This is a genomic window from Agromyces sp. H17E-10, assembly GCF_022919715.1.
Lineage (GTDB): Bacteria > Actinomycetota > Actinomycetes > Actinomycetales > Microbacteriaceae > Agromyces.
In genome coordinates, this window is sequence record NZ_CP095042.1 from 4,021,026 (window position 1) to 4,046,172 (window position 25,147).

The 25,147-nt window shown below is 69.0% G+C and carries 20 protein-coding genes; 13 read left to right on the forward strand and 7 right to left on the reverse strand.

The window, feature by feature from the left end; genetic code table 11:
• The first annotated feature begins 30 nt into the window (after positions 1–30).
• The 7 genes from MUN74_RS18160 to MUN74_RS18190 all read left to right on the forward strand — a co-directional run bounded on the left by MUN74_RS18160 (position 31) and on the right by MUN74_RS18190 (position 9,946).
• On the forward strand, positions 31–2,712 hold the full coding sequence (locus MUN74_RS18160) for a family 78 glycoside hydrolase catalytic domain (protein WP_244854008.1): 2,682 nt from the start codon (positions 31–33) through the stop codon (positions 2,710–2,712).
• A 74-nt stretch (positions 2,713–2,786) separates the two neighbouring features.
• Entirely contained in the window at positions 2,787–4,025 is a 1,239-nt protein-coding gene (locus MUN74_RS18165; RefSeq protein ID WP_244854009.1) for a glycoside hydrolase family 1 protein, read from the forward strand.
• Positions 4,022–4,855 carry an SDR family NAD(P)-dependent oxidoreductase gene (locus MUN74_RS18170; RefSeq protein ID WP_244854010.1) on the forward strand — a complete coding sequence of 278 codons (834 nt, stop codon included), beginning with the start codon at positions 4,022–4,024 and terminating at the stop codon, positions 4,853–4,855. The genes MUN74_RS18165 and MUN74_RS18170 overlap by 4 nt, the downstream gene beginning before the upstream one ends.
• The gene (locus MUN74_RS18175; protein ID WP_244854011.1) at positions 4,855–5,703 is read left to right on the forward strand and encodes a sugar phosphate isomerase/epimerase family protein; all 849 of its coding nucleotides are present in this window, start codon (positions 4,855–4,857) and stop codon (positions 5,701–5,703) included. Before MUN74_RS18170 ends, MUN74_RS18175 begins: the two co-directional genes overlap by 1 nt.
• A complete protein-coding gene (locus MUN74_RS18180; protein ID WP_244854012.1) occupies positions 5,700–7,445 on the forward strand; it encodes a family 43 glycosylhydrolase in 1,746 nt (581 codons plus the stop codon). Before MUN74_RS18175 ends, MUN74_RS18180 begins: the two co-directional genes overlap by 4 nt.
• 37 nt (positions 7,446–7,482) lie before the next feature.
• Positions 7,483–8,286 (forward strand): SDR family NAD(P)-dependent oxidoreductase, encoded by an 804-nt coding sequence (locus MUN74_RS18185; RefSeq protein WP_244854013.1) that lies wholly within the window; start codon positions 7,483–7,485, stop codon positions 8,284–8,286.
• Positions 8,287–8,443: 157 nt separating this feature from the next.
• Positions 8,444–9,946 (forward strand): MFS transporter, encoded by a 1,503-nt coding sequence (locus MUN74_RS18190; protein WP_244854014.1) that lies wholly within the window; start codon positions 8,444–8,446, stop codon positions 9,944–9,946.
• Between the two features lie 55 nt (positions 9,947–10,001).
• Here MUN74_RS18190 and MUN74_RS18195 read toward each other — a convergent pair whose 3' ends face one another.
• Positions 10,002–11,216 (reverse strand): helix-turn-helix transcriptional regulator, encoded by a 1,215-nt coding sequence (locus MUN74_RS18195; protein ID WP_244854015.1) that lies wholly within the window; start codon positions 11,214–11,216, stop codon positions 10,002–10,004.
• Between the two features lie 147 nt (positions 11,217–11,363).
• On the opposite strand from MUN74_RS18195, the gene MUN74_RS18200 reads away from it, so the two are divergent.
• From MUN74_RS18200 to MUN74_RS18225, 6 genes are read left to right on the forward strand one after another with little or no spacing between them, the layout of a single operon-like run.
• Positions 11,364–13,613 carry a glycoside hydrolase family 2 protein gene (locus MUN74_RS18200; RefSeq protein ID WP_244854016.1) on the forward strand — a complete coding sequence of 750 codons (2,250 nt, stop codon included), beginning with the start codon at positions 11,364–11,366 and terminating at the stop codon, positions 13,611–13,613.
• A complete protein-coding gene (gene uxaC / locus MUN74_RS18205) occupies positions 13,613–15,016 on the forward strand; it encodes a glucuronate isomerase (protein ID WP_244854017.1) in 1,404 nt (467 codons plus the stop codon). Before MUN74_RS18200 ends, uxaC begins: the two co-directional genes overlap by 1 nt.
• Positions 15,013–16,434 (forward strand): mannitol dehydrogenase family protein, encoded by a 1,422-nt coding sequence (locus MUN74_RS18210; protein WP_244854018.1) that lies wholly within the window; start codon positions 15,013–15,015, stop codon positions 16,432–16,434. The genes uxaC and MUN74_RS18210 overlap by 4 nt, the downstream gene beginning before the upstream one ends.
• 16 nt (positions 16,435–16,450) lie before the next feature.
• Complete coding sequence (manD, locus tag MUN74_RS18215; RefSeq protein WP_244854019.1) at positions 16,451–17,689, forward strand: D-mannonate dehydratase ManD; 1,239 nt, start codon at positions 16,451–16,453, stop codon at positions 17,687–17,689.
• Positions 17,690–17,694: 5 nt separating this feature from the next.
• Complete coding sequence (locus MUN74_RS18220; protein WP_244856494.1) at positions 17,695–18,285, forward strand: gluconokinase; 591 nt, start codon at positions 17,695–17,697, stop codon at positions 18,283–18,285.
• 59 nt (positions 18,286–18,344) lie between these two features.
• Positions 18,345–19,094 carry an SDR family NAD(P)-dependent oxidoreductase gene (locus MUN74_RS18225; protein ID WP_244854020.1) on the forward strand — a complete coding sequence of 250 codons (750 nt, stop codon included), beginning with the start codon at positions 18,345–18,347 and terminating at the stop codon, positions 19,092–19,094.
• 14 nt (positions 19,095–19,108) lie between these two features.
• On the opposite strand, the gene MUN74_RS18230 is transcribed toward MUN74_RS18225, so the two are convergent.
• The 6 genes from MUN74_RS18230 to MUN74_RS18255 form a co-directional block, all read right to left on the reverse strand.
• On the reverse strand, positions 19,109–19,678 hold the full coding sequence (locus MUN74_RS18230; RefSeq protein ID WP_370647391.1) for a hypothetical protein: 570 nt from the start codon (positions 19,676–19,678) through the stop codon (positions 19,109–19,111).
• Between the two features lie 50 nt (positions 19,679–19,728).
• Entirely contained in the window at positions 19,729–20,217 is a 489-nt protein-coding gene (locus tag MUN74_RS18235; protein WP_244854022.1) for a single-stranded DNA-binding protein, read from the reverse strand.
• A gap of 98 nt (positions 20,218–20,315) precedes the next feature.
• Positions 20,316–22,142 (reverse strand): type IV secretory system conjugative DNA transfer family protein, encoded by a 1,827-nt coding sequence (locus MUN74_RS18240; protein WP_244854023.1) that lies wholly within the window; start codon positions 22,140–22,142, stop codon positions 20,316–20,318.
• Between the two features lie 4 nt (positions 22,143–22,146).
• On the reverse strand, positions 22,147–23,136 hold the full coding sequence (locus MUN74_RS18245) for a DNA-processing protein DprA (RefSeq protein WP_244854024.1): 990 nt from the start codon (positions 23,134–23,136) through the stop codon (positions 22,147–22,149).
• A gap of 60 nt (positions 23,137–23,196) precedes the next feature.
• On the reverse strand, positions 23,197–24,687 hold the full coding sequence (locus MUN74_RS18250) for an ATP-binding protein (protein WP_244854025.1): 1,491 nt from the start codon (positions 24,685–24,687) through the stop codon (positions 23,197–23,199).
• On the reverse strand, positions 24,684–25,139 hold the full coding sequence (locus MUN74_RS18255; RefSeq protein WP_244854026.1) for a hypothetical protein: 456 nt from the start codon (positions 25,137–25,139) through the stop codon (positions 24,684–24,686). Before MUN74_RS18255 ends, MUN74_RS18250 begins: the two co-directional genes overlap by 4 nt.
• Positions 25,140–25,147: the final 8 nt, after the last annotated feature.

Below are 25,147 nucleotides of genomic sequence, written 5' to 3' on the forward strand. Positions count from 1 at the left end.
AAATCCGCACTCGAACGGAAGCGAACCCGCATGCCCAGTGCACCGTACGACCTCGTCGTCGACTACGGCGGTGACGAATTCGCAGTCACCGGCTCTGCCCCCCGCCTTTCCTGGAAGGACGCGGTCGACCGCGATCTTCGCGCGGTTTACCGGGTGGAAGCGGTGATCGACGGAGCACAACCGATCGTCTCGGAGGTCGCCGGTCGTCGCTTGACGGCGTGGCCGTTCACGGCGCTCGGCAGCGCACAGCGGGTGCGGTGGCGGGTCCGCGCCGAGGCGCCGGATGCCGTTTGGTCGGAGTGGGCGGAGTTCGAGTCGGGACTCCTCGGCGCGGACTGGTCCGCACCTTGGATCTCTCCCGTCGAACCTGCCGTGGGCACCGACGGCGATGCCGGCTACGGACGGCGTGCGGCGCATGTGCTCGCGGGTGGCTTCAGGATCGCCGGCGCCGTTTCGTCGGCCCGCCTCTACACGACCGCCCTCGGCGTGTACACGGCGAGCGTGAACGGCGAGCGCGTCGGCACGGTCGAGCTCGCGCCGGGGTCGACCTCGTACGACCGCACCGTCTACGCGCAGGCGGCGGACGTCACCCGGCTGCTCCGCGACGGGGCGAACACGGTCGAACTCGAGCTCTCCGACGGCTGGTACCGCGGGCAGGTCGGCGCGTTCCGGCTTCCCGCCGCCTGGGGCACCACGTTGGGTGCCCGCGTCGAGCTGCACGTCGAGTTCGCCGACGGATCGCGGCAGGTCGTGGCGGGCGACGGCTCCTGGACGAGCCGGCGGTCGGCGATCACCCGTGCCGACCTCATGGACGGCGAGACGCTCGACCTGTCCACGGTGACCGGCCCCGTGGTGCCCGTGCTTGTCGACGTCGTCGAGGCGCCGCCGATCGACTGGTCGCCGGCGCCGCCGGTGCGGGTCGTCGAGCGGCGCGCACCCGAGGCGCTGCGAGCGATCGCCCACGGGGTCTGGCTCGTGGACTTCGGGCAGAACGCGTCCGGCTGGATTCGGCTGACCGACCTGGGTGCGCCGGGCACTCGCACCGTGCTCGAGTACGGCGAGGCACTGGGCCGCGACGGCGACCTGGACACCTCGCACCTCGATTCCGAACGGCCCGACGGCGGGCGCAAGGCGTTCGTGCAGCGCGACGAGATCGTCGCGGGGAAGCAGGGCGGCGTCTTCGAGCCCCGCCACACGGTGCACGGGTTCCGGTACGCACGGATCACCCGCCCCGATGGCAGCGCACTCGCCGCCGCATCCCTGGAGATGTGCATCGTGCAGACCGATCTCGCGCGCACGGGAGCCTTTGCGTGCAGCGACGACGAACTGAACCGGCTGCACGAGATCACCGACTGGAGCTTCCGCGGCAACGCGGTCGACGTGCCGACCGACTGCCCGACCCGTGAGCGGCTCGCCTGGACCGGTGACTACCAAGTGTTCGTGCCGATGGCCACGCGCCTGTACGACGTGCACGGCTTCAGCCGCAAGTGGCTGCGCTCGGTGCGTGATGATCAGCTCGACGACGGCCGGATCGCGAACTTCTCGCCCGACGGGCGCCGTATCAAGCACCACCTCGACGACCAGTTCGCCATGATGACCGGTTCGGCGGGCTGGGGCGACGCGATCGTCGCGGTGCCGTGGGAGCTCTACCTCTCGTATGGTGACGAGCAGGTGCTCGCCGAGAACGTCGACGCGATGAGGCGCTGGGTCGAGTGGGCGCTCGGACAGGCGCGCTCCGCCCGGCACTTCGCCCGCGTGCAGGCCTCAGCCGAGCCCGAGCCGTTCGAGCAGTATCTCTGGGACGGCACGTTCCACTGGGGCGAGTGGACCGAGCCCAGGCAACGCGACGCCGAGGGGAACCGGATCGATCCGGTCAAGCACGACCCGATGGCCTGGTTCATGGCTGACAAGGGCGAGGTCGGCACCGCCTACCTGCACCGCTCGACCGCGACCCTCGCCGCCGTCTCGCGCGTCCTCGGCCGCGTCGAGGATGCCACCCGCTACGCGGCGACCGCCGACCGCATCGCCGATGCCTGGCGACAGGCCTACCTGCGCGCCGATGGCACGACGACGACCGACACTCAGGCCGCCTACGCGCGGGCCCTCGCGTTCGGACTGATTCCCGAAGAGCTCCGCGACCGCGCGGTCGACCGGCTCGTGGAACTGATCCGCGACGCCGGCACCCATGTCGGCACCGGATTCCTCGCGACGGGCGACCTGCTGCAGGTGCTCGCCGACCACGGCCGCGCGGACGTCGCGTACGAACTCCTCCAGCAGCGCACCGCCCCGTCGTGGCGGTACATGCTCGACCGCGGCGCGACCACAGTCTGGGAGGACTGGGAGGGCATCGACGAACACGGCGACGCCCACGAGTCGCTCAATCACTACAGCAAGGGTGCCGCGATGCGGTTTCTCCACACGCACACGCTCGGGCTGCGGCAGGACGCCGATTCTGTCGGCTGGCAACGTGTCTTGATCGAACCCGTTCCGGGCGGTGGCGTTACCTGGGCACGCGGCAGCCACGAGGGGCCGCAAGGCACGATCGACGTCGACTGGCGCATCGAGGGCGAGCGGATGACGCTGACCGCCGTGGTCCCATCGGGCACCACCGCCCGCGTCGTGCTGCCCGACGGCACCGAGTACCGGATCGGGGCGGGCCGGTTCGAGACGACCGCCACGCTCCCCGCCCGCGCGTCGACCGCGACGGCATGACCCCCGCGGCAGCCTCCGCACGCCGCATCCATCTTTCGAAATCGACCACTCCACGAACGAGAGGAAACCAACCCATGACGACCTTCCCCGAGGGCTTCCTCTGGGGCGCCGCGACCGCGGGCCACCAGATCGAGGGCAACAACGTGAACAGCGACTGGTGGGCGCGCGAGCAGATGATGCCGGGCATGGAGCTCTCCGGTGACGCGGTGGACAGCTACCACCGCTACCGCGAGGATATCCGGCTGCTCGCTGACGCGGGCCTCACGTCCTACCGCTTCAGCCTGGAGTGGTCGCGGATCGAGCCGGTGCGCGGTCACTTCTCGAAGGCTGAGCTCGCCCACTACCGCCGCATGATCGACTACTGCCTCGACCACGGCGTCGCACCCGTCGTCACCCTGCAGCACTTCACGACACCGCAGTGGTTCGCCGCGCTCGGCGGCTGGGACGGCCCCGACGCCGAAGCGCTGTTCTGCGCGTACGTTGAGCAGGCGTGCACCATCCTCGACGGCGTCGAATGGGTCGCGACCATGAACGAGCCCAACATGCAGGCGGCGATCATGACCGCGATGCGGCACCTCTCAGCGTCCGGCGGGGAGTGGACGAGCCCCACGGTCGAGGCCGAGGGCGATGCGGAGAAGAAGCAGACGCACAGTGAGTTCCTGACCTACGCCGACCCCGAGATCGGGCGCATGTTCACGCGGATCCACCACGCCGCCCGCGCGATCGTGCGCGAGCGCACCGGCGCGAAGGTCGGCTGGACGATCGCGGCAGGCGCCCTCACGGCAGCGCCCGGCGGCGAGGAGAAGCTGCTGCAGATCCGGTACGGCAAGGAGGACGTGTACTGGGAGGGCAGCCGCGGCGACGACTTCGTCGGCGTGCAGGCGTACTCGAGCCAGCAGGTCGACGCGAACGGCCTCGTGCCGCACCCGCCGCACCCCGACAACACCCTCGTCGGCACGTCCTTCCGTCCCGACTCCCTCGCGATGGCCGTCCGCCACGCGTGGGAGGTCAGTGAGCACACGCCCATCGTCGTCACCGAGAACGGCATCGCCACCGCCGACGACGCGCAGCGCATCCGCTACACGGAGGAGGCGCTGCGGGGCCTCGCGGGCACCATCGCCGACGGCATCGACGTGCGCGGCTACCTGCACTGGTCACTCCTCGACAACTTCGAGTGGGGCCACTGGGAGCCGACCTTCGGCCTCATCTCGGTCGACCGCGACACCTTCGCGCGCACACCGAAACCGAGCCTGGCCTGGCTCGGCGAGGTCGCGAAGCGCAATGGGCTGGAGTCGGCGGAGGCTGCAGCATGACCTTCCCGTTCGCCGACGTCTCGGCCCGTTCGCTCACCGAGCTGCTCTCGCTCGCCGGCCGCCGGGCCGTCGTGACCGGTGCGGCTCAAGGCCTCGGCAAGGCCATTGCGGCGCGACTGGCCGAGGCCGGGGCCGACCTCCTGCTGATCGACCTCAACGAGGATGCGGCGCAGCTCGCCGCCGTGGAACTCGCCGACCGGTACGGCGTTCGCGTGGCCGCCACGCGCGCCGATGTCGCCGATACGGCATCGGTCGCGGCGGCCGCCGACGTGGCGGTCGCCGAGCTCGGCGGCATCGACATCTGGGTGAACAACGCCGGGATCTTCCCGAACGCGCCGGTGACCGCGATGCCCGACGAGATGTGGGACGCGACCTTCGCGGTCAACGCGCGCGGCGTGTTCCTCGGTTCGCGCGAGGCCGCACGCCGCATGTCGGCCGACCGATCGGGCGGCGTCATCGTCAACATCATCTCGACCGCGGGCGTGCAGGTGGCATTCCCCGGCATGGCCGCGTACGTCGGATCCAAGCACGCCGCGCTCGGCATGACCAAGTCGCTCGCGGTCGACCTCGCCCCGCTCGGCATCCGCGTGCTCGGCGTCGCGCCCAGCTTCGTACCCACCGAGGGCAACATCGCGGCGGCGAAGGCCGGCGCCGAGGCCGCCGCCGCGGCCGGGATCGAGACGCCGACCCTCGACGTGATGAAGACGAGCATGATCGGCCGCATGGGCACCCCCGACGACATCGCGCGCGTCGTGCTCTTCGCAGCGAGCGACCTCTCGATGATCATGACGGGCAGCACCCTCCTTGCCGACGCCGGCGAGACGGTCTGATGGGCACCCCGGTGACGGCGCCGATCAGCGTGCAGCTGTATTCCGTGCGCCACGAACTCGCCGACCTCGATGCGACCCTGGAGCGTCTCGCGACGGCCGGCGCGCAGGCGGTCGAGCCGTTCTCGGTGTACGACCGGCCCGCGGAGCTCGCCGCGGCGGCCGCGGCGAACGGCCTGTCGATCCCGACCGCCCACGCGCCGTTGCTGTCGGACACCATGCGGTTCTCGGGCCGGGAGGTGCCTGTTCCGCCCGCGACCGCGGCCTTCGGGGCGGCGCGGGCGCTCGGTGCGGCCATCCTGATCGACCCGATGGTGGACGCAGATCGCTGGCGGACAGCCGACGACGTCGCCCGCACCGCCGACCGCATGAACGCACTCGTCGAGCCGGCCGCGGCCGAAGGCCTCGTCGTGGGCCACCACAACCACACCTTCGAGTTCCATCACCGCATCGGCGAGCTGACCGCGTACGAGCACTTCGTGTCGCTGCTCGACGAGCGCGTCGCGCTCGAGCTCGACGTCTACTGGGCGACGGCCGCCGGGGAGGATGTGCCGGCGCTCGTCGAGCGGCTCGGCTCGCGCGTGCGTGCCCTGCACCTGAAGGACGCCGCGAAGGCGCTTGACGTCTTCGCAGCGAGAGGCGAGTACGACCCCGCCGTGCTGACCCAGTGCGCGCTCGGCTCGGGCAACCTCCAGAACGACGCCGCACTGGCGGCCGCACCTGCGCAGTGCATCCCGGTCATCGAGTTCGACCACGTCGGCGGCGATGTCCTCACGTCGATCGCCGTGTCGATCGCACACCTCCGCGCGGCCGGTTCGCACCACGCCGATGCCGCGGGGGCGATCGCATGAACGTACGCGTCATCTGCAATCCGCTCGACCTCGCGTACCGCTACCAGGACGTCCGCACCCCGTTCGCCGGCCGCAGCGTCTACCGCGAGGCGGCCGACCCGACCGTCGTGTTCTACCGCGACCGCTACTTCATGTTCGCCTCGATGACGCGCGGGTTCTGGCATTCGGAGGATCTCGTCGATTGGACGTTGCAGCCGAGCGAGAAGATCCCCGCGATCGACTACGCGCCCGACGTGCGCGAGGTCGACGGCGCCCTGCTGTTCACGGCATCGCGGCGCACGAACGGACGATTCTTCCGCAGCGTCGATCCGCTCGCCGACGACTTCGAGGAGGTCGCGTCGAGCGACATCGCGTTCTGGGACCCCGACACGTTCCAAGACGACGACGGCCGGCTGTACCTCTACTGGGGCTGCTCGCACAAGGAGCCGATCCGCGGCGTCGAGCTCGACCGCGAGACGCTGCAGCGCATCGGCGAGCCGGTCCCGCTCATCGCGGCGGAGACCGCGACGCGCGGCTGGGAACGCCCCGGCGACGACTACGTGCCGATCGTGCGACGCGGCCTCATCGGGAAGGTGATGGACGCCTACATCGGCGACGCGCCCTTCATCGAGGGCGCCTACCTGACGCGTATCGGCGACCGATACCATCTGCAGTACGCTGGCCCCGGCACGCAGTTCAACACGTACGCTGATGGGACGTACGTCGGCGACGGCCCGCTGGGGCCCTTCGAGTACGACCAGCACAGCCCCTTCTCGTCGAAGCCCGGCGGATTCATCACGGGCGCAGGCCACGGCAGCACCTTCCAGGACCGGCACGGCAACTGGTGGCACGCGGCGACCATGCGCATCTCGGTGAACGCCGACTTCGAGCGGCGCATCGGCCTGTTCCCGGCCGGGTTCGACGAGGATGGCGTGCTGTTCTGCAACCAGAACTTCGCCGACTTCCCGATGCAGCTGCCCGACCGCGCGTTCGACCCGTGGACCGAGGCATCCCCGGGCTGGATGCTGCTGTCGTACGGCGCCGCAGCGACCGCCTCGTCGTCGCTGGCGGATCACGGACCCGAACTCGCGACCGACGAGTCGGTGCGCACCTGGTGGGTCGCGGGAGACGAGCATCCCGGGGAGTGGTTGCAGGTCGACCTGGGCGCAGTCGCCTCCGTGCACGCGCTGCAGGTCAACCTCGCCGACCACGACCTCGCATCGCACGCACCGAAGCGTCGCGACCTCGCCAGGGCGACGTTCGGCAAGCGGGCGGTGTTCCCGGACTCGCAATCGACCGAGGTCCGCATCGAGCTCTCGACCGACGGCCACGAATGGGCGGTCGTGCACGACACGATCGGAACGCGCGCGGACGCCCCGCACGCGTTCATCGTCCTGCCCGAACGGCGGCGTGCGCGATTCGTGCGTGTCACCGCCGGGGCGATGCCGTTCGGCGCCGCCTTCGCCGTCAGCGGGCTTCGCGTATTCGGCCTCGCCGATGTGGCGCTGCCGGAGCCGGTCACCGTGGCAGGGGAACGGCCGGACCCGCGCACGGCATCGCTGCGGTGGGATGCCGCGCCCGGCGCCGTCGGGTACAACGTGCGCTACGGGCTCTCGCCCGACAAGCTCCATCACTCCTGGCTCGTGTACGACCGTACCGACCTCGAGGTCGGATCGTTGAACGCCGGTCACGCGTACTGGTTCGCGGTCGACGGCTTCAACGGTGCCGGAGTCACGGCCGGTGTCGCGACGCGAATCGGCTGATCATCACGTCACCTCACGAGAACAGGCGGACTCGAACATGGACATCACGCACAAGATCTTCGTCGTCACCGGCGCCGGCAACGGCATCGGACGCGAGACCACGCTCCGACTGCTCTCCGGCGGAGCATCCGTCGCCGGCGTCGACCTCGATGCGGACGGTCTCGCGGAGACCGCTCGGCTCGCCTCGGCCGGCGATCGGTTCTCGCGGCATGTCGTCAACATCACCGACCGTACAGCGGTCGCGGCGCTGCCCGATGCCGTCGAGCACGCGCACGGCGCGGTCGACGGCATCGTGAACATCGCGGGCGTCATCCAGCAGTTCGTGAAGGTCGTCGACCTGCCGTTCGCCGAGATCGACAAGGTGATGAACGTCAACTTCGGCGGGGTCATGAACATGTGCAAGACATTCCTCCCCGTACTCCTCTCGCGCCCCGAGGCGGCGATCCTCAACGTGGCGAGCATGGGGTCGTACGCGCCGGTGCCCGGTCAAGCCGTCTACGGGGCGTCGAAGGCGGCGGTGAAGCTGCTGACGGAGGCGCTCTACGCCGAACTCCTCGGGACGAACGTGCAGGTGACCGTGGTGTTCCCAGGGGCGATCGGCACGGATATCGCAGCGAACTCGGGCGTCAGCCTTGCGGGTGACACGTCCGCCGAGACGGCGACGTACAAGACGACGAGCCCGGTCGAAGCAGGACGCGTCATCGTCGCCGCCATCGAGAAGGGGCGGTTCCGCGCGACGATCGGCTCGGATGCCGCGGCGATGGACCGGCTCTCCCGACTGAACCCGCGGTTCGCGACGACCCTCATCGCCAAGCAGATGGGCGACCTCCTCGAGGCCTGACGGATTCGAAAGCGGGTGCCGAATTCGTACTAGATCCGTCGACACGGTTCTATCACGGGCACGCCCCCCGTTCCTAGTGTTGCTCTCGGCTCAGTGAAGCGACCGACGGAACGACCCGTTCGTCGCACGAGCGGATTCCCGAAGGAGCGAGAACGCAATGGCGCGTAACCCGAAGCAGACGGCCAGCGAGGCGGACGGCGTGACCTACCGCCGCGCCAAGACCTGGGAGATCGCCCTCTCCCAGATGAACAACGGCTCGGCGATGATCTTCTACGTCCTCGTCGGCCTGATGAGCTACCTGCAGAACGCTGGATACGGCATCGCCGTCGCGGCCGCAGGTCTCATCCTCACGTTCACCAGGGTGTTCGACGGGCTGATCGACCCTCTGCTGGCGCTGGTGATCGAGAAGGTGGACTTCCGCTTCGGCAAGCTCCGGGTGTTCATGCTGGGCGGATGGGCGATCCGGTCGCTCGCGATCCTGATGCTCTTCGTCTGGGCGTCCGACACCGGGCTGGGCGCCGTGTTCTTCATCGCGATGTACGTCGTGTACATCATCGGTTCGTCCATGAACGACATCGCCGGCCAGATGACCGGCCCCGTGCTCACGAACGACCCCCGGCAGCGACCCACCGTGCAGGTGTGGGCGACGGTCTACGCCTATTTCGTGCCGGCGATATTCTCGATCCTCTCGACCGTGGTCTTCCTGCCACGCCACGGCAACGAGTTCACGGTGGAGATGCTGAGCGAGACCGCGCTCACCTATGTGGCCTGCTCGCTCGTGTTCCAGATCCTCGCCTGTGTCGGCGTGTCCCGCATCGACAAGCCCGAGAACTTCGCGCACCTCGAAGTCGACCGCGCGAAGGCGGACGTCTCGATGCGCGACATGTGGAACCTGCTGACGAAGAACGGGCCGTTCCAGCGCTACCTCATCAGCGGCGCCTCCGACAAGCTCGCCCAGGTGGTGAAGTCGCAGGCCGTGATCGGCACGCTCATGTGGGGCATCCTGCTCGGCAACATGCAGCTCGGCTCGGTGCTCGGGCTCATCGCGATCCTCCCGGGCATCGTGTTCGCGATCTGGGGCGCGCGCTACACCGGCAAGCACGGATCGAAGGCCGCGACCGTCACGTGGACCTGGATCTGCGTGATCCTCGCCGCGGTGCTGACCGTGTTCTGCCTGGTCGTCGACATGGGCTCCATCCTGGGCAACCTCGCTCTCACGATCGGGTTCTTCCTCGTCTACCTGCTGCTGAACGGCGCGTCGATGGTGGTCACCGTCGCTTCCGGCGCGATGCGAGCGGACGTCATCGACTACGAGCTCGACCGCTCGGGCAAGTTCCTGCCGGCCACGGTCACTGCGACCTACAGCATCGTCGATCAGATCGTCTCGTCGCTCGGCGCGACGCTCGCGCTCGGCGCCGTCGCGCTGATCGGCTTCACGACCGCGATGCCCCAGCCGACCGACCCTCCGTCGACGCCGATCCTGCTCATGAGCCTGCTGCTCTTCTTCGGCCTGCCGATCCTCGGCTGGGTGTGCACGCTCATCGCGATGCGAGGCTACAAGCTCGATCGAACCGAGATGATCGAGGTGCAGAAGCGCGTGGGCGCGCGCAAGGCCGCGCTGGACGCGGCCGAACCTGACACGGAGGGCGTTCTCGCCTGACGTCGTGACGCTTCGAGGGCCGTGGATCCGACCGGGTCCGCGGCCCTGGCGTGCGTCAGCCCGTGTGGGCGTCGCGGTAGGCGGTCGGGGTCATCCCGTACGCCTCGCGGAAGACCTTCACGAAATAGTTCGCGTCGTCGTACCCGACGAACAATGCAATGTCACGAACGTTCTGCGTGGTGGTGGCGAGCAGGCGGGCCGCACGTTCGGCGCGCTGCCTCGCCGTGTAGGCCGCGACCGTCATGCCGGTCGCGGCTTTGAACCGGCGTGCGAGCGTCGACACGGAGACCCCGAGGCGATCCGCGAGATCCGTGGTCGAGACCTGGCTGCTGAGGTGCAGGTCGATCTCATCGGCGACTTGCCGGACGAGCGGCGGAAAGCTTCGCTGACGGTGGCGGCGCACGTGCCGACAGAAGTCGGTGACCATCTGAGCCGTGAACGAAACCGACCGGCGCATGTCAGAGGAATGCCCGATCCGATGCAGCCGCTGCGCGTACTCCTGAGAGATCGCATCGATCGTCACAGGCGGCAGCCCACCGCGCTGCGCTGCCACGCGCGCCATGATCCGCAGGATGGTCGTCCCGAGGAACGGTGTGTTCAGGTAACTGATCGTCTGCGGCATCCGCCCCATGCGATGCAATGCGGCAAGCGCACGCTCGGCGGAGCCGTCGGCGACGGCATCCATGAAGTCCCGCTCCAGCCGGTACCGCTCCTCGATCACCGTGACGGTCGCGGACTGCGGGGCATCGCCGGACCCCGGCGCGATCGTTCCGCCGTCGGCCTCGACCTCGCGGAGGCTGCCGAGCAGATCCTCGCTCCCGGCAGCACGCAGCAGCGCCGTGGCACCGCGGTAGACGTACTCCGCATCGACTATCGGGTATCTCGTGCGATACAGCTTGTACAGCGGCAGGTGGGCGCTCGGGATGCCGAGCCGGCTCATCGTCTCCTCGGCCATCCCGGGGTGCATCGGCTCGTGGGTGTAGGGACCGACGACGAGCAGGTGATCGTCCCAGCGCAGGAGGGTGATCGCCATGCCGAGTGGTTCGAGGAACTCGTGAACGATCTGCGGCTCCATCTCGCGCACGAACCCGCGCAGCACGGCTGCCGAGAACGCAGGCTGGAGCCGGGGATCGAGGCAGTGCGCGGCTTCGAATGCGTCCAGGGCTGAGGGAATGTCGGTCGTGAGTTGGACCGGACAACTCAGCACCTCGGCCACCGTGGTGGCGATCGGTTCGAGCGCGGCATCGAGCGGTGCGGGTGTCGTCGCCATCTGAGCCCTCTGTTCGTCGAGTACACGAGGTTGTGCCGAATCAGTACTGATCGTGCGTGACCAGTTCTATCACTTCGGCGCGTCGGCTTCGTAGTTTGGTTGGGCCGGACCGGCTCGCGCCGGTGCACCAGGTCGAAGGAGACATGCATGACACCCGCTGCCCCCCAACCCCGACGAGTCGTGACGATCCACGACGGTTGGGCGTTCGCACCCGTCGAGCTGCCCGGGTCCTCGAGCTGGGAGGACGTCGCTGCAGCAGGGGAGGCGGTCGTGCTGCCGCACACGTGGAACGCGATCGACGGTCAGGCGGGCGGGGAGTACCGGCGCGGACGATCGACGTACGCGAAGTACATCGAGCCGGAGCAGGGCGACGTCGAGACCTGGATCGAGTTCGCCGGCGTGAACTCGTCGGCCGAGGTGTACTTGGGCGGCCAGTTGCTCGCGCGTCATGACGGCGGATACTCGACCTTCCGCGTGGATCTGACCGACGGCCTCGCGAGCGGCGAGCGCACGTTGCTCGTCGTCGTCGACAACCTCGCAAACGAGCACGTGTATCCGCAGCGCGCCGATTTCACGTTCTACGGAGGCATCTACCGCGGGGTGCGCCAGATCACGGTCGGTCGTGAACACTTCGACCTCGCCGCACACGGCGGCCCCGGCCTGACCATCGTGCCCGCGCTCCACGGCGACCGCGCCGAGGTTGCGCTGCACGTCGCCGTTACCACGTCGGGGACCGAGCGCACCGCCACGTCCGTGCGCTTCAGCGTCCAGGGCGAGTCCGCGACGACAGTGCCTCTGGATGGTGGCGAGGCGGACGCCATGATCCGGATCGAGCAGGTTCGGCGCTGGCACGGCCTGCGCGACCCGCACCTCTACACCGCGCGAGCCGAGCTGCTGGCCGGTGACACGGTGCTCGACGTGGTCGACCTGCGGTTCGGATGCCGCGAGTTCACGGTCGACCCGGAGCGCGGCTTCCTCCTGAACGGCGAGGAGTACCCGCTCCGAGGCGTCTCGCGCCATCAGGACCGCGAGGGCGTCGGCAATGCGATCACCGAGGAGATGCAGCACCAGGACCTCGCACTGCTGCGCGAACTGGGCGTCACGACGGTGCGGCTCGCGCACTACCAGCACGATCAGCTCTTCTACGACCTCTGCGACGAGACGGGCATCGTGGTGTGGGCGGAGATCCCGCAGATCACCGTCTTCCTGCCCGGTGCGGTCGAGAACGCCCGCGATCAACTCACGGAGCTCATCGTGCAGAACCGCCATCACGCGAGCATCGTCTGCTGGGGCCTGTCGAACGAGATCACGCTGGCAGGCTCCGGCGAGGACGTGATCGCCGCGCACCGCGAGCTGAACGACCTCGCCCACGAGCTCGACGTCACTCGTCTGACCGCGATGGCGAACCTGTTCCTCCTCGAGACGGACCACCCGCTGGTCGGTCTCCCCGACGTCATGTCGTACAACCTCTACTTCGGCTGGTACGTCGGAGAGGTCGCCGACAACGACACCTGGCTCGACGATTTCCACGAGGCCCACCCCGGGACCGCGATCGGCCTCGCCGAGTACGGCGCCGACGCGAACCCGCAGTACCAGTCCGCCTCACCCGAGAAGGGCGACTACACCGAGGGATACCAGGCTCGCTATCACGAGCACATGCTCGCGATGATCGAGCGGCGCCCATGGCTGTGGGCGACGCACGTGTGGAACCTCGCGGACTTCGGCTCCGCCGGCCGCGACGAGGGCGGCACCGCAGGGCGCAACCAGAAGGGACTCGTGACCTTCGACCGGACGCTGAAGAAGGACGCGTTCTTCCTCTACAAGGCGGCCTGGTCGAGCGAGCCCTTCGTGCACGTCGCCGGGCGCCGCCGCGCGGAGCGGGCGGAGGAGGTCACCGAGGTCGTCGTCTACACCAACCGAAGTGAGGTCACCCTGCTGGTCGACGGCGTCCCGGTCGGCACAGCCGAAGGCCGCCGGGCGTTCCGATTCAGCGTGCCGCTGACCGGCGAGCACGAGATCACCGCGCGATCGGGCGACCTCGCCGACACCATCACGCTGCGCAAGGTCGACGAGGCGCCCGCAGCGAGCGTGATGCCCACCACCGGCATCGCCAACTGGTTCGACGAGACCGACCTGCCGAGCCCTGCCGGATTCTTCTCGGTGCGCGACTCCCTCGGCGACATCAAGCAGTCCGAAGACGGAGCACGAGTCATCGCCTCGGTGATGGAGGCCGTGGCGACCAGCCGGGGCGAGGTCGGCCACGGCGTCGAGATCCCGCCGTCGATGCAGGCGATCATCGACCGCATGAGCGTCGAGAAGCTCATCAAGCAGGCAGGCGGCGTTCCCAGCGAGGCCGTCGCCGCCCTGAACGCCCGACTGAACCTCATCGCCAAGTGATGTCGACCCCAGACACGTTCCACCGTGACCCGGCACGCCTGTTACCGGTCGATCCCACCGTGCGCGCGATCGCGCTCGACCTGTACGCGCGAGTCGCGGATGCCCCGATCATCTCCCCGCACGGGCACGTGCCACCGTCCCTGCTCGTGAACGACGAACCGTACGCCGACCCGGTCGCGCTGCTGGTCACCGGCGACCACTACGTGACCCGGCTGCTGCACGCCGGCGGCGTCGACCTGGCCGACCTGGTCGTCGGCGAGGCCGGTCGCGATGCGCGAGCCGTGTGGCGCACGCTCGCCGCGCACTGGCACCGGTTCGCGGGCACCGCGTCGGGATACTGGATCGAGGAGGAGCTCGACGGGGTCTTCGGCATCACCACGCCGCTCGGCCCCGAAACGGCCGACGCGATCTTCGACGAGATCGTCACGGCGCTCGCGCGACCCGACTTCCGGCCCCGTGCCCTGTTCGAGCGGTTCGGCATCGAGCTCCTCGCGACGACGGACGACCCGCTCGACGACCTGGCCGAGCACGCCGCGCTCGCCTCATCGGGCCTCCGTGGCCGCGTCGTGCCGACGTTCCGGCCCGATCGGTACCTCGACCCCGATGCACCCGCGTTCGGTGATGATGTCGAGCGGCTGCTCGGCGCGACGGGGCGGCCGACCGACTTCGCCGGCTACCTCGGCGCGCTCGAGGAACGACGTGCGCACTTCATCGGGCACGGCGCGGTCTCGGCCGATCACGGCATCGAAGAGCCGTTCACCGTCGACCTCGACGCAGCCGAGGGGGCGCGCCTGTTCCGGGCCGTGCTCGCGGGCACCGCCGATGCCGCTGAACGTCGCGCATTCCGCGGCCACATGCTCGTCCAGATGGCGCGCATGAGCGTCGACGACGGGCTCGTCATGACGATCCACCCGGGCGTCCTCCGCAACCACTCGACGACGACGCACGCACGGTTCGGCCCCGACACCGGGCACGACATCCCCGTCGCCATCGAGTTCACCCGCGGCATCCGGCCCCTGCTGGAGCGCTTCGGCCTCGAGCGCGACTTCCACCTCGTGCTGTTCGCGATCGACGAGACGACCTACTCGCGCGAACTCGCGCCGCTCGCCGGGTTCTACCCGAGCGTCTACCTGGGCGCCCCGTGGTGGTTCCTCGACGCACCCGACGCGATCGCCCGCCACCGCGCGGCCGTGACCGAGACGGCCGGCTTCTACCGCAGCAGCGGCTTCATCGACGACACGCGCGCGTTCCTGTCGATCCCGGCACGACACGACACGGCGCGCCGGGTGGACGCCGGGTTCCTCGCGCGCCTCGTGGCGGAGGGCCGAGTGCGCCTGCCTGCCGCTGAACGGGTCATGGACGACCTCGTCGGCGACATCCCGCGGGCGGTGTTCAAACTGTGACCGACCTGACCTTGCTGACCCGCACGTCGGTCGCAGTCCCGACGCCGCCCGAGCGGATCGTGCACCTCGGCTTGGGAGCGTTCCACCGCGCGCATCAGGCCTGGTACACGGCACACGCGAGCGACGCCGACCAATGGGGGATCGTTGCGTTCACAGGCCGCAGCCGCGATCTCGTGGACCGTCTCGCGCAGCAGGACGGGCTCTACACCATCGTCGAGCGCGGCGCCGACGGCGATCGTTTCGAAGTCGTGCCGTCGATCGTGCGCGTCGAGGCCGGCGACGATGTGCCGGCCTTCGTCACGGCAGTCGCGGCGCCGCAGACCGCGATCCTCACGCTCACCATCACCGAGGCCGGGTATCGGCTCGCTGCCGACGGAACGGTGGACCTCGCCGACCCGGTCGTCGCATCCGATGTCGCCATGCTGCGGTCTGCGCTCGTACGGGAGGCATCCCTCGCCCCGGCCCGCGCCGCCGAGCCATCGTCTGCCCTCGGCCGTGTGCTGCTCGGGCTGGACGCGCGCCGCCGCGCGGGCGCCGGTCCGATCGCGCTCGTGCCGTGCGACAATCTGCCGAACAACGGCGGACTTCTCCGGCGCGCATTGGCCGACCTCGCTGGGCGAGTGTCCGACGAACTGGCCGCCTGGCTCTCTGCGAACGCGGCAGTCGTGTCCACCTCGGTGGACCGGATCACGCCGGCGATCGACGCAGTAATCGAGTCGGCCGCGATCGGCCGGGCGACCGGATGCCTGGACGCCGCGCCGGTCGTCACCGAGCCGTTCTCCGACTGGGTGCTGTCTGGAGAGTTCCCGGCCGGCCGGCCCGAATGGGAGGCCGCAGGCGCCCGGTTCGTCGACCACCTCGAACCATGGGAGCACCGCAAGCTCTGGATGCTGAACGGTGCGCACACCGTGCTCGCAACGCTCGGTCAGGCGCGCGGCCACGCGGTCGTGAGCACCGCGATCGAGGACCCCGTGTGCCGAGCGGCCGTCGAGTCGCTGTGGGACGACGACGCCGCGCAGTTGCCCGACCTTGACCTCACCGCATACCGAGCGGCGCTTCTCACTCGATTCCGCAACCCGCGCATCGAGCACCGTCTCACGCAGATCGCCCTCGACTCGACCACGAAGGTTCGCTTGCGCATCGTGCCGGTCGCCCTCCGCGAACTCGCCGCCGGCCGAGCCGCTGGCGGATGCGCAGCCGCCATCGCCGCATGGATCCTCGGCGTCCGTTCGGGCACGGCAGCGTTGCCCGGCGGCATCGCCGCAGTCGCGGCGTCCGAGCCGCTCGAGGCGGCCGCGCGAGACGCCCTCCTCACCGCGCTCGACTCGGGGTTCACAGACCATCCGGGCTTCGCAGACCTCGTGGGTTCTGCGCTCGCCCGGCTCTCACCGGACAAGTCCTTAGTTCCATTGCACTGAACCACGGAAGGCCCTCATGATCATCGACAAGGCTGAAGTCATCGTGACCAGCCCCGACCGGAACTTCGTCACGCTCAAGCTGACGACCGACGAGGGGCACACCGGCCTCGGTGACGCGACCCTCAACGGGCGCGAACTCGCCGTCGTCGCCTATCTGCAGGAGCACGTCGTGCCGCTGCTCATCGGCAGCGACGCGAGCCGCACCGAGGACACCTGGCAGTTCCTGTACCGCTCGGCGTACTGGCGTCGCGGGCCAGTCACGATGGCCGCGATCGCAGCCGTCGACATGGCGCTGTGGGACATCAAGGGCAAGGCCGCAGACATGCCCGTCTACCAACTCCTCGGTGGTGCCTCCCGCAACGGGCTCATGGCCTACGGACACGCGTCGGGCAAGGAACTGCCCGAACTGTTCGACTCGATCCGGGCGCACCAGGAGCAGGGGTACAAGGCGATCCGCGTGCAGACCGGTGTGCCAACGCTGAAGGCGATCTACGGCATCGCGGCGCAAGGCGCCGATGTCGGCGACGCGACGGTGCGCTACGACCACGAGCCTGCGCGGCGCGGCGCCAAGCCCGTGGAGGAGGACTGGGACACCCGCGCCTACTTGAACCACCTGCCCGGCGTGTTCGAGGCGGTCCGCAATGAGTTCGGACCGGATCTGCCGTTGCTGCACGACGGGCACCACCGGATGACCCCCATCCAGGCTGCACGACTCGGCAAGGACCTCGAACCGTATGACCTGTTCTGGCTCGAGGACTGCACCCCGGCCGAGAACCAAGAAGCGCTGCGCCTCGTGCGCCAGCACACCACGACACCGCTCGCGATCGGCGAGATCTTCAACACCGTCTGGGACTTCAAGGACATCATTCGCGACCAGCTCATCGACTACGTGCGCGGCGCGGTCACGCACATGGGCGGCATCTCCCCGCTCAAGAAGACGCTCGACTACGCGGCGATGTATCAGGTCAAATCCGGCATGCACGGCCCGACCGACATCAGCCCGGTCGGTATGGCCGCAGCCATGCACCTGGGTCTGTCGATCCACAACTTCGGCATCCAGGAGTACATGAAGCACGGGGCGAAGACCGATCAGGTGTTCGAGCAGTCCTTCACCTGGACGGATGGATACCTGCATCCCGGCGACCAACCCGGCCTCGGGGTCGAGCTGAACATCGACGAGGCTGGCAAGTACCCGTACGAGCAGGCCTACCTGCCCTACAACCGGCTCCTCGACGGAACGGTCCACGACTGGTGACCGAGATGACCGAACGAATCGGGGCGACCGGTGCTGACCCGGTTGCGCCTGTCCCGCCCGCGGCGATCGTCGTCATGGGGGTTGCCGGTGCCGGCAAGTCGACCCTCGCCGCAGCCCTCGCCGACCGGATCGACGGAGTGTTCATCGAGGCAGATGACCTGCACTCGCCAGAGGCGAAGGCTCAGATGGCCGCCGGGATCCCACTCACCGATGACGACCGGTGGCCCTGGCTCGCCCGCGTAGCAGCTCGGGCGCACGACGAGCATGCCGAGGGACGCGCCATCGTGGTCTCCTGCTCTGCCCTCAAGCGGAGATATCGCGAGTTCCTCATTCGGGCCAGCGAGACAGACCTCGCGTTCGTGCACGTGCACGGCACCGAGGCCGAGCTCACCGAACGCATCACCAAGCGAACCGGTCATTTCATGCCCGCGTCGATGCTCGCCTCGCAACTCGAGGCGCTCGAACCGCTCGCAGCCGACGAGCGCGGCTTCGTCGTCCCCCACCACCTTCCTGTGACGGAAGCCGTGGAGGTTGCCCTCCGAAATGTTGCGGCCGCCGGTGCCGGCGGCTCCCAGTTAGAGAGGGACCGTTCATGAACGAGGGGCTCGACAGCGCGCACGAGGCACCCGGACTCGCACGCGGCATGCGTGCGCTCGTGACCGGAGCGAGCTCCGGGATCGGGGCCGAACTCGCCGTGCAGCTCGCCGAACGCGGGCTGGACCTGGTCCTCGTCGCCCGCCGTGGGGACCGCCTCCTCGAAGTCGCCGAACGCATCCGCAGAACTGCGTCGGTCGACGTGACGGTCATCCTGATGGACCTGAGTGAACCGGATGCGGCGGAGCGGCTTCATACGAGAACTCACGGCCTTCGCATACACGTGCTCGTCAACAACGCCGGAATCGGCACCGACGCCGACGTGATCGAAACCGAAGCGGAGCGTCTCGACGAATTGTTGCGCCTGAATGTGCTCGCACTCACAGGACTGTCCCGCCGCTACGGCGCCGACATGGTCACGAACGGCAGCGGCATCGTCGTCAACATCTCGAGCGTCGCCGCAGCGATCCCCACTCCGCACATGGCCGTATATTCAGCGAGCAAGACGTATGTCTACAGCTTTACCTACGCGCTCGACGTCGAGCTCAGGGGAACCGGTGTCCGCGCCATCACTGTCATGCCAGGCACGACGCGCACCGAGTTCGGCGCCCATGGTGGTCGAATCCCCGGCCCCGACAGGATGCACGCCGCTCCCGCCGATGTCGTCGCGACCATTCTGCGCGCACTCGACACGCCGGAACCCCCGAGCGTCATCGTGCCAGGCACGGCGAACGCGGTCACAGCTGCGCTGCTTCCTCGGCTGCCACGGGGGCTCGCCGTGCCGCTTGTCGCCCGAGCCATGCGAGCCTGATCTCCCGCGCCGCTTCAACGGTCGTTTGGGCGGCGACAACCTGTCTGAGGATCGGATGACTGTCCGTCGGCCGCACGCCGCCGCTCGATATCCGTGATGACGAATTCAACGAAGTCGGCGTCACGGTCCGCGATAGAGACGTCGTCAATGGCCTCGGCCGGCGCCTCACCCGGCCACGCGGTTTGGCGGGTGGGGCGGTCGCGGTCGAGGCGGGTTCCGGAAGTGGCGACCCAATCGTGGAGGCGGTTGCGAGCGTCGGCGAAGTCGCGATGCCAGCCGAATGGTGCGGAGCCGTGCTGGTCTGGGTCGTACGCACTGAGCCAGTGAAGGTGCAGGGCCGAAAGCTCCCACACGAGTTCGGGATGGCGGTGCCAGAACGGCGGGATGATCGACGCCGGGAGACCGTAGGTGCGGCGGAGCCAGTTGACCCAGCGGTTCAGCTCGATCCATTCGGTCTCGGCTTGTTCCGCGGTGAGCAGGTTCCAGTTGACGGGATGCGGCGGCTCGGCGATCAGCGGTTCGGTGGCGCCGTCGAAGGCATGGTCGTCGAAGAGGGCCTCGTTGAAGGTGCGTCCGCCGAACAGGGGCTCCTGGTCGGCGGACGCGGCGCCACGCGATGCGTCGACCACGTCGATCACAATCCGAGGACGGCGTTTCCGAAGGCTGTCGGCCCGCCGTTCTCGTGGGTTCGCGGCTGATCGCCCTCCGCCACGAGGGTGTCAGGGGCCTTGGTCGTGGCATCCGCCTGAATCACTGCAGTGTGCCGATGGGAGCGATCGACTTCGTACTCGGTGCGGGCGAGGTCATGACCGAGCTTCTTCGCGACGAACTCTTCTCGGTCGACGATCTCGCCGTCGTGTTCGACCTGGAAGGTGCGGACGTAGCCTTCGGCGACGAAGCTGTCGCCCTTCGCGAACCGGGCCATTGCTCGGTCGGCAGTGGCGCGGTAGGCGACGAGGTCGTGGAACGTGGGTGCGAGTTCGGTGAAGGTGCCGTCGTCTTCGCGGCGGAACCTGGGTTGGCCGATGCGTGCGTAGAAGCGAGTCTCGCCGCGCTCGGTGACCGACTGCCGGGGCTCGGTCGCGATGAAGCCCGAGATCGATTGCTGAGTGTGCAGAGCCATGGGACTGTGCCTTCCTGTGCCGGGCGGATCGTCGATCCGCGCTCACCAAGAGGTGCGCTCAGCGCTCCGCCGCGGCATCCACACCGCTCGATGCAGCCTCACTCGACGGGATCGGTCGCCTCGTCGGCTTCCGGTTCGGATGCCGCTGCCGGCGTCGGTGCGCGGAGTAGCGCTTCGACGTCGACACGCCCTGCCCGGACCGCCTTCCCGTCGGTCCGCCGGGTCCAAGCGCGGAGGCGCGCAATGATGGGCGGGGCCGAGCGGAGCAGGACGAGGCCGGTGCCGAAAGGGAGCATGCGGATCGCGTCGGGTGGCATCGTCGCCACGCGGCGAACCGAGCGCTGCGCGGAGCGTGACCCGCGGTCGCCGATGGTGGTCGAGTCGGTTCGGTCGTCGCGGTCGCCGATCAGGGTGGAGAGATCCTGCAGGTCTTTCGAGTTGGATGCTCCGCCGAGGACGATCTTGACGATCGAGGCATCCCAGATCGTGCTGGCTGCGCTGTCGGACCACTTGGTTCTGGCTTGGGCGAGGGATTGCAGCACCGGCATCGTCGTGATGCCGGTGCCACCGCCTTCGGCCATGAGGCTGGGGAGTGAGGGGAGCGGGGCGAGGTTGCCGATCTCGTCGAGGGCGAGCAGTAGGGGAGGATCGAGGCGGGCGCCGGGGCTGCGGGCGGCGATCTGGCGGGCTGTTTCGATGACGTCTTCGAGGAACGCGGCGACGAGCGACGCGGCGTTGTTCGCGCCTGCACTGGTGGCGAGCAGGTAGAGGGTGCCGTTGCTCCTGAGGAACGCCTCGGGGTGGAATTCCTCTTGGTCGCTGGGGGAGACGGCGTCGAGCACGCGCGGGTCGGCGAGGGCGGCGAGCGAGAGGGAGACGCCCTGCCAGATCGAGTCACGGGTGCGCGGGTCCGCTTCGAGCATCGCCTGCAATGAGTCGCCCCATCCGACCGCGGCGGCCGGGTGGGCGGTGAGGATCGCGACAGCATCGGCTGCAGCCGCGGGGTCGAGAGTCCAGCGAAACAGTTCGACGGGCGTCCGATGGTCGAGGGCGGCAGCATGGAGGAGTGCTTGGAGGGCGACGCGGGTCTTGGCCTCCCAGAAGCTGCCGCTCTCGACTCCACCTGCGGCGAGACCGGTGCCGGCGGCCAAACCGGTCGCGCGGATCATCGCCGTGAGCGGGTCGTCGCAGCCGCGAATGGGCGACCACCGAAGCCCTGCCGGGATGCCTGGAGCGAGGTGCTGCGGGTCGAATACGGCGACCGGCCCCTGCTGCGCTCGCGCGCGCAAAGTGGTCGTGAGGTTGTCAGGGCGAGTCGAGGTCGTCACGACAGGGCCGGGAGCATCCAGGATCGCGTTGATGACGATGTGCGCGCCCTTGCCGGAGCGCGGCGGGCCGATGACGAGGATCGAGTCCTCGACCGACGCCCACACCTCGACGCCCCGCGAGCTGCCGAGTCGATAGCCGACATCAGCGGGGGTCGCACCCGTCAATGACGGGCGGAGATGCCGGGCGCGCCGCATGAGCGCAGCGTGCGATGCAGCATCGGCGATCTCGGACCGTGTGGCGATTCCCGGGTACCGAAACGGGTCGATTCGGTGGGCATGCGTTGATGTGTGGAACGCGCGCCCGAGCAAGAGCACGGCCGCCGCGACGGCCGACACGAGCAGTCCGGCAGCAACCCAGTAGGCGACCGGATGCAGGCTCGGGGTGCCGAGCGCACTGCCGGGTTCGCCGGGCCGGAAGAGAACGGCGAGGCCGGACCCGGGGCCACTGGTTGGTTGCGTGACGCCAGTGGCCCATGCCGCGACGCTTCCAGCGCCTCGGAGCACGAGCGCGAGTCCAGCACCACCGACCAGCACGAACATGCCGAGGTTGGTGAGCTCGTCGCCGAGTCCCGCCGTGCTGTGTCGTTGGGTGCTCATCCGTCTAGCGACCGATTCCGGTGCCGACGAGGCGACTGCGGCGAGCGTGTGAGTAGGCGAACGGCCGGCCGGCCGCATATCTGGCGGCGGGGTCGGTCAGTTCGATGATGTCGGCGGCGTTGACGACGAGGCTGGCGATGCCGTCCTGGATCAGCCGATGCGCTCCGGCGCTCGCGACCGAGGTGAGCGGCCCAGGGACGGCACCGACCGGACGGCCGAGCGCGTGCGCGAACCCAGCGATGTGCAGCGAGGTCGAGCGTCGACCGGCCTCGACGACGATCGTCGCGCTGCCCAGCACGGCGACGAGCCGGCCTCGCTGCAAGAACCGCCATTTCGTCGGCGCAGTGCCCGGCGGGAGTTCGCTGAGCAGAAGACCCCCTGCGTCGGTGACGTGGGCGAAGAAGTCGTGGTGGCCGCTGGGGTAGGGCAGATCGAGTCCACCCGCGAGGACGGCAATCGCGTGCCCGGGAGCGATGTCGGTCGCGCTGCGGAGTGCGGCAGCGTCGATCCCGTACGCGCCTCCTGTGACGATCACCTTCCCGCGGCCGGCCAGGTCGGCTGCGATGTCTGCCGCCATCCGATCGCCGTATGAGGTCGAGGCCCGCGCTCCGGTCATTGCGACTCGCTGTTCCAGCGGGACGTTCAGCGGTGCAATGTCGCCTCGTATCCAGATTGCGAGGGGTTCGCTCGGTCCGAGCTGGCTCAGCTCGGCGGGCCAGCGCTGGTCGCCGGGAGTGATCATGCGCAGTTCGTGCTGCTCCATTCGGCGCTGGATTCGTTCGTTCTCGCCAGGCGTGACCCGGGAAGCGAGCCGTCGACGCCAGAGCTCGCCCTCAGCCGGGTCGATGTCGGACGGAAGGGCGGTGCGTGAATCCACGAGCGCGAGGGCCTCGGAGGCGCCGAGGCGTTTGACGAGGGTGCCGGTGATGATGTCGGCCGGTTCGGATGCGGCGGCGAGCGTCATCCTCGCGTCACGTTCGTCGTCTGTGGTCACGGGGCCTCCTCGGTTGAACGGAAGGTGCACCCGCGTCGCCGTCGGCACGCGGCACCCCGATCACCGTGTAGCGCCCGCCATCATGCGGGCCGTGGTGTCGAACACTGTCAGCTCTTCGGGGTGGAGCTGGTGCTGTACCACGAAGCTGCGGTCTTTCACGCGCCAGAGCCCTTGCCCGGTGCCGAGGGTTGGGAGGAGCTTCTGCTCGGTGCTGGAGAGCCCCAGCGCCGTCGCGGTCGCGCCGAGTTGGTCGGGTTCCTGCCGGTAGACGATGCGGGTTTCGGCGTTCGCGAGCAGGGATGACGCGAGCGCGCGCATCGCGGAGCCGGAATCGCCGACGTTGTCGAGGTCGGAGAGCTTGTGGAAGATCAGCATGTTCGCGATGCCGAAGTGCCGGGCGAGGCGCCACTGAGCGTCCATACGACGCAGCAGCGCCGGGTAGGCCATGAGTCGCCAGGCCTCGTCGTAAACCACCCAGCGCTGCCCGCCATCGGGATCGGAGAGTGCTGACTCCATCCACGCTGACGAGCAGGTCATCAGCACCGAGATCAGGGTCGAATTCTCGGCCACCCGTGAGAGGTCGAGCGAGACCATCGGCAGTGACGGGTCGAATCGAACCGTTGACGGCCCGTCGAAGAGGCCGGCGAGGTCACCCGCGACGAGGCGGCGGAGCGCATGGCCGACGAGACGTCCGTCTTCGCCCAAGCGGCGGTCGGGGTCGGTGGTGATGCTCGGGTCGAGGATGCGGTCGACGACCATCGGCAGGATCGGCACGTCGGCGCTGCGCACGGCGTCGTTGAGCGCGAGGTCGATGGCGGTGTGCTCGAGCGGGGAGAGCGGGCGATCGAGCACGGTCTCGGCGAGCGCACCGATGAGCTCACGGCGGCGTGCGGCGAGCTGGGCGGCCCACTCAGCGTCGGATGCATTGCTCGGCCTGTGCCCCTCATCGAGCGGGTTCAGCCGATTTCGGAGGCCGTGGCCGAGGATGATCGCCTTGCCGCCGACGGCCTCGGCCACGACGGAGTGCTCTCCCTTCGGGTCACCAGGCACGTACACGCGCCGACCGAACGGCAGCGACCGCGTGTAGAGCGACTTCGCGAGCGACGACTTGCCCGAGCCGACGATGCCAGCCAGCACGACGTTCGGGGCGGTGATCATGCCCTGCTGGTAGAGCACCCACGGGTCGTACACGAATGATCCACCCGAGTAGAGGTCCTGACCGACGAAGACGCCCGCTGAGCCGAGCCCGCCCTCGGCGAGGAACGGGTAGTGGCCTGCGAGGGTCGCTGAGGTGTCCTGATGCTTCGGCAGCTTCAACCGGCCCGGGGTACGGAGGGCGGCGGGGCCAAGCTCGCCGGATCGTGGCAGGTAGGCGGCTGCACGGGCGGCCGCACGTTCGGCCTCGAATTGTTCACGCCTCGTGCCGGCAGCCGATTTGCGGGCGTCGTGTTCGATCCTGGATGCTGCGCGCTTGCGTGCCCGCCGGAGACGGTGTGGCTCGTTGCGGGGGTTGATCAGCGGCGACGTGTGTAGACGCTCGCCGACGATCACAATGCCACCCCATGCCCCATCCGCGAGCCTCGCGCCGCCGAGGACGTGGGTGCGCGTGATTCGCCGGCAATCGACCGCGTCGGCCGTTCGAACGCGAGCAGCGCTCCTCCGCCCGGCGCCGGCTCAGGTTGAGGCTGCGCCTCGTATCGGCGCAGGAGCGAGACGTATCCGTACTTCTCGCTGTACGTCAGCGCATAAGGCGACCCGAACGGTTCGATCGTGTGGTCGGTGCTTCCGGCGGGCACGGTGTCGTACACGTAGCCGTTCGCGAGGGCAGCCTCGACGCTTTCGTCGCCCAGGTCGCGCTCGCTGAGGCGATAGATCGCGGAGATCGGGCCTTCCTCATCGATGAGTTCGAGGAACTCCTCGGCATCCTCACCCTGCAGGAAGGCGATGCTGATCCACCGCGTCGACGCCTCATCGCGTTCGAAGACATGCATGAACAGCTCCAATCTGGATG

Coding starts and splice junctions, on each gene's coding strand:
- MUN74_RS18160 (WP_244854008.1), top strand. CDS start 31: ATGCCCAGTGCACCGTACGACCTCGTCGTCGACTACGGCGGTGACGAA.
- MUN74_RS18165 (WP_244854009.1), top strand. CDS start 2,787: ATGACGACCTTCCCCGAGGGCTTCCTCTGGGGCGCCGCGACCGCGGGC.
- MUN74_RS18170 (WP_244854010.1), top strand. CDS start 4,022: ATGACCTTCCCGTTCGCCGACGTCTCGGCCCGTTCGCTCACCGAGCTG.
- MUN74_RS18175 (WP_244854011.1), top strand. CDS start 4,855: ATGGGCACCCCGGTGACGGCGCCGATCAGCGTGCAGCTGTATTCCGTG.
- MUN74_RS18180 (WP_244854012.1), top strand. CDS start 5,700: ATGAACGTACGCGTCATCTGCAATCCGCTCGACCTCGCGTACCGCTAC.
- MUN74_RS18185 (WP_244854013.1), top strand. CDS start 7,483: ATGGACATCACGCACAAGATCTTCGTCGTCACCGGCGCCGGCAACGGC.
- MUN74_RS18190 (WP_244854014.1), top strand. CDS start 8,444: ATGGCGCGTAACCCGAAGCAGACGGCCAGCGAGGCGGACGGCGTGACC.
- MUN74_RS18195 (WP_244854015.1), bottom strand. CDS start 11,216: ATGGCGACGACACCCGCACCGCTCGATGCCGCGCTCGAACCGATCGCC.
- MUN74_RS18200 (WP_244854016.1), top strand. CDS start 11,364: ATGACACCCGCTGCCCCCCAACCCCGACGAGTCGTGACGATCCACGAC.
- uxaC (WP_244854017.1), top strand. CDS start 13,613: ATGTCGACCCCAGACACGTTCCACCGTGACCCGGCACGCCTGTTACCG.
- manD (WP_244854019.1), top strand. CDS start 16,451: ATGATCATCGACAAGGCTGAAGTCATCGTGACCAGCCCCGACCGGAAC.
- MUN74_RS18220 (WP_244856494.1), top strand. CDS start 17,695: ATGACCGAACGAATCGGGGCGACCGGTGCTGACCCGGTTGCGCCTGTC.
- MUN74_RS18235 (WP_244854022.1), bottom strand. CDS start 20,217: ATGGCTCTGCACACTCAGCAATCGATCTCGGGCTTCATCGCGACCGAG.
- MUN74_RS18240 (WP_244854023.1), bottom strand. CDS start 22,142: ATGAGCACCCAACGACACAGCACGGCGGGACTCGGCGACGAGCTCACC.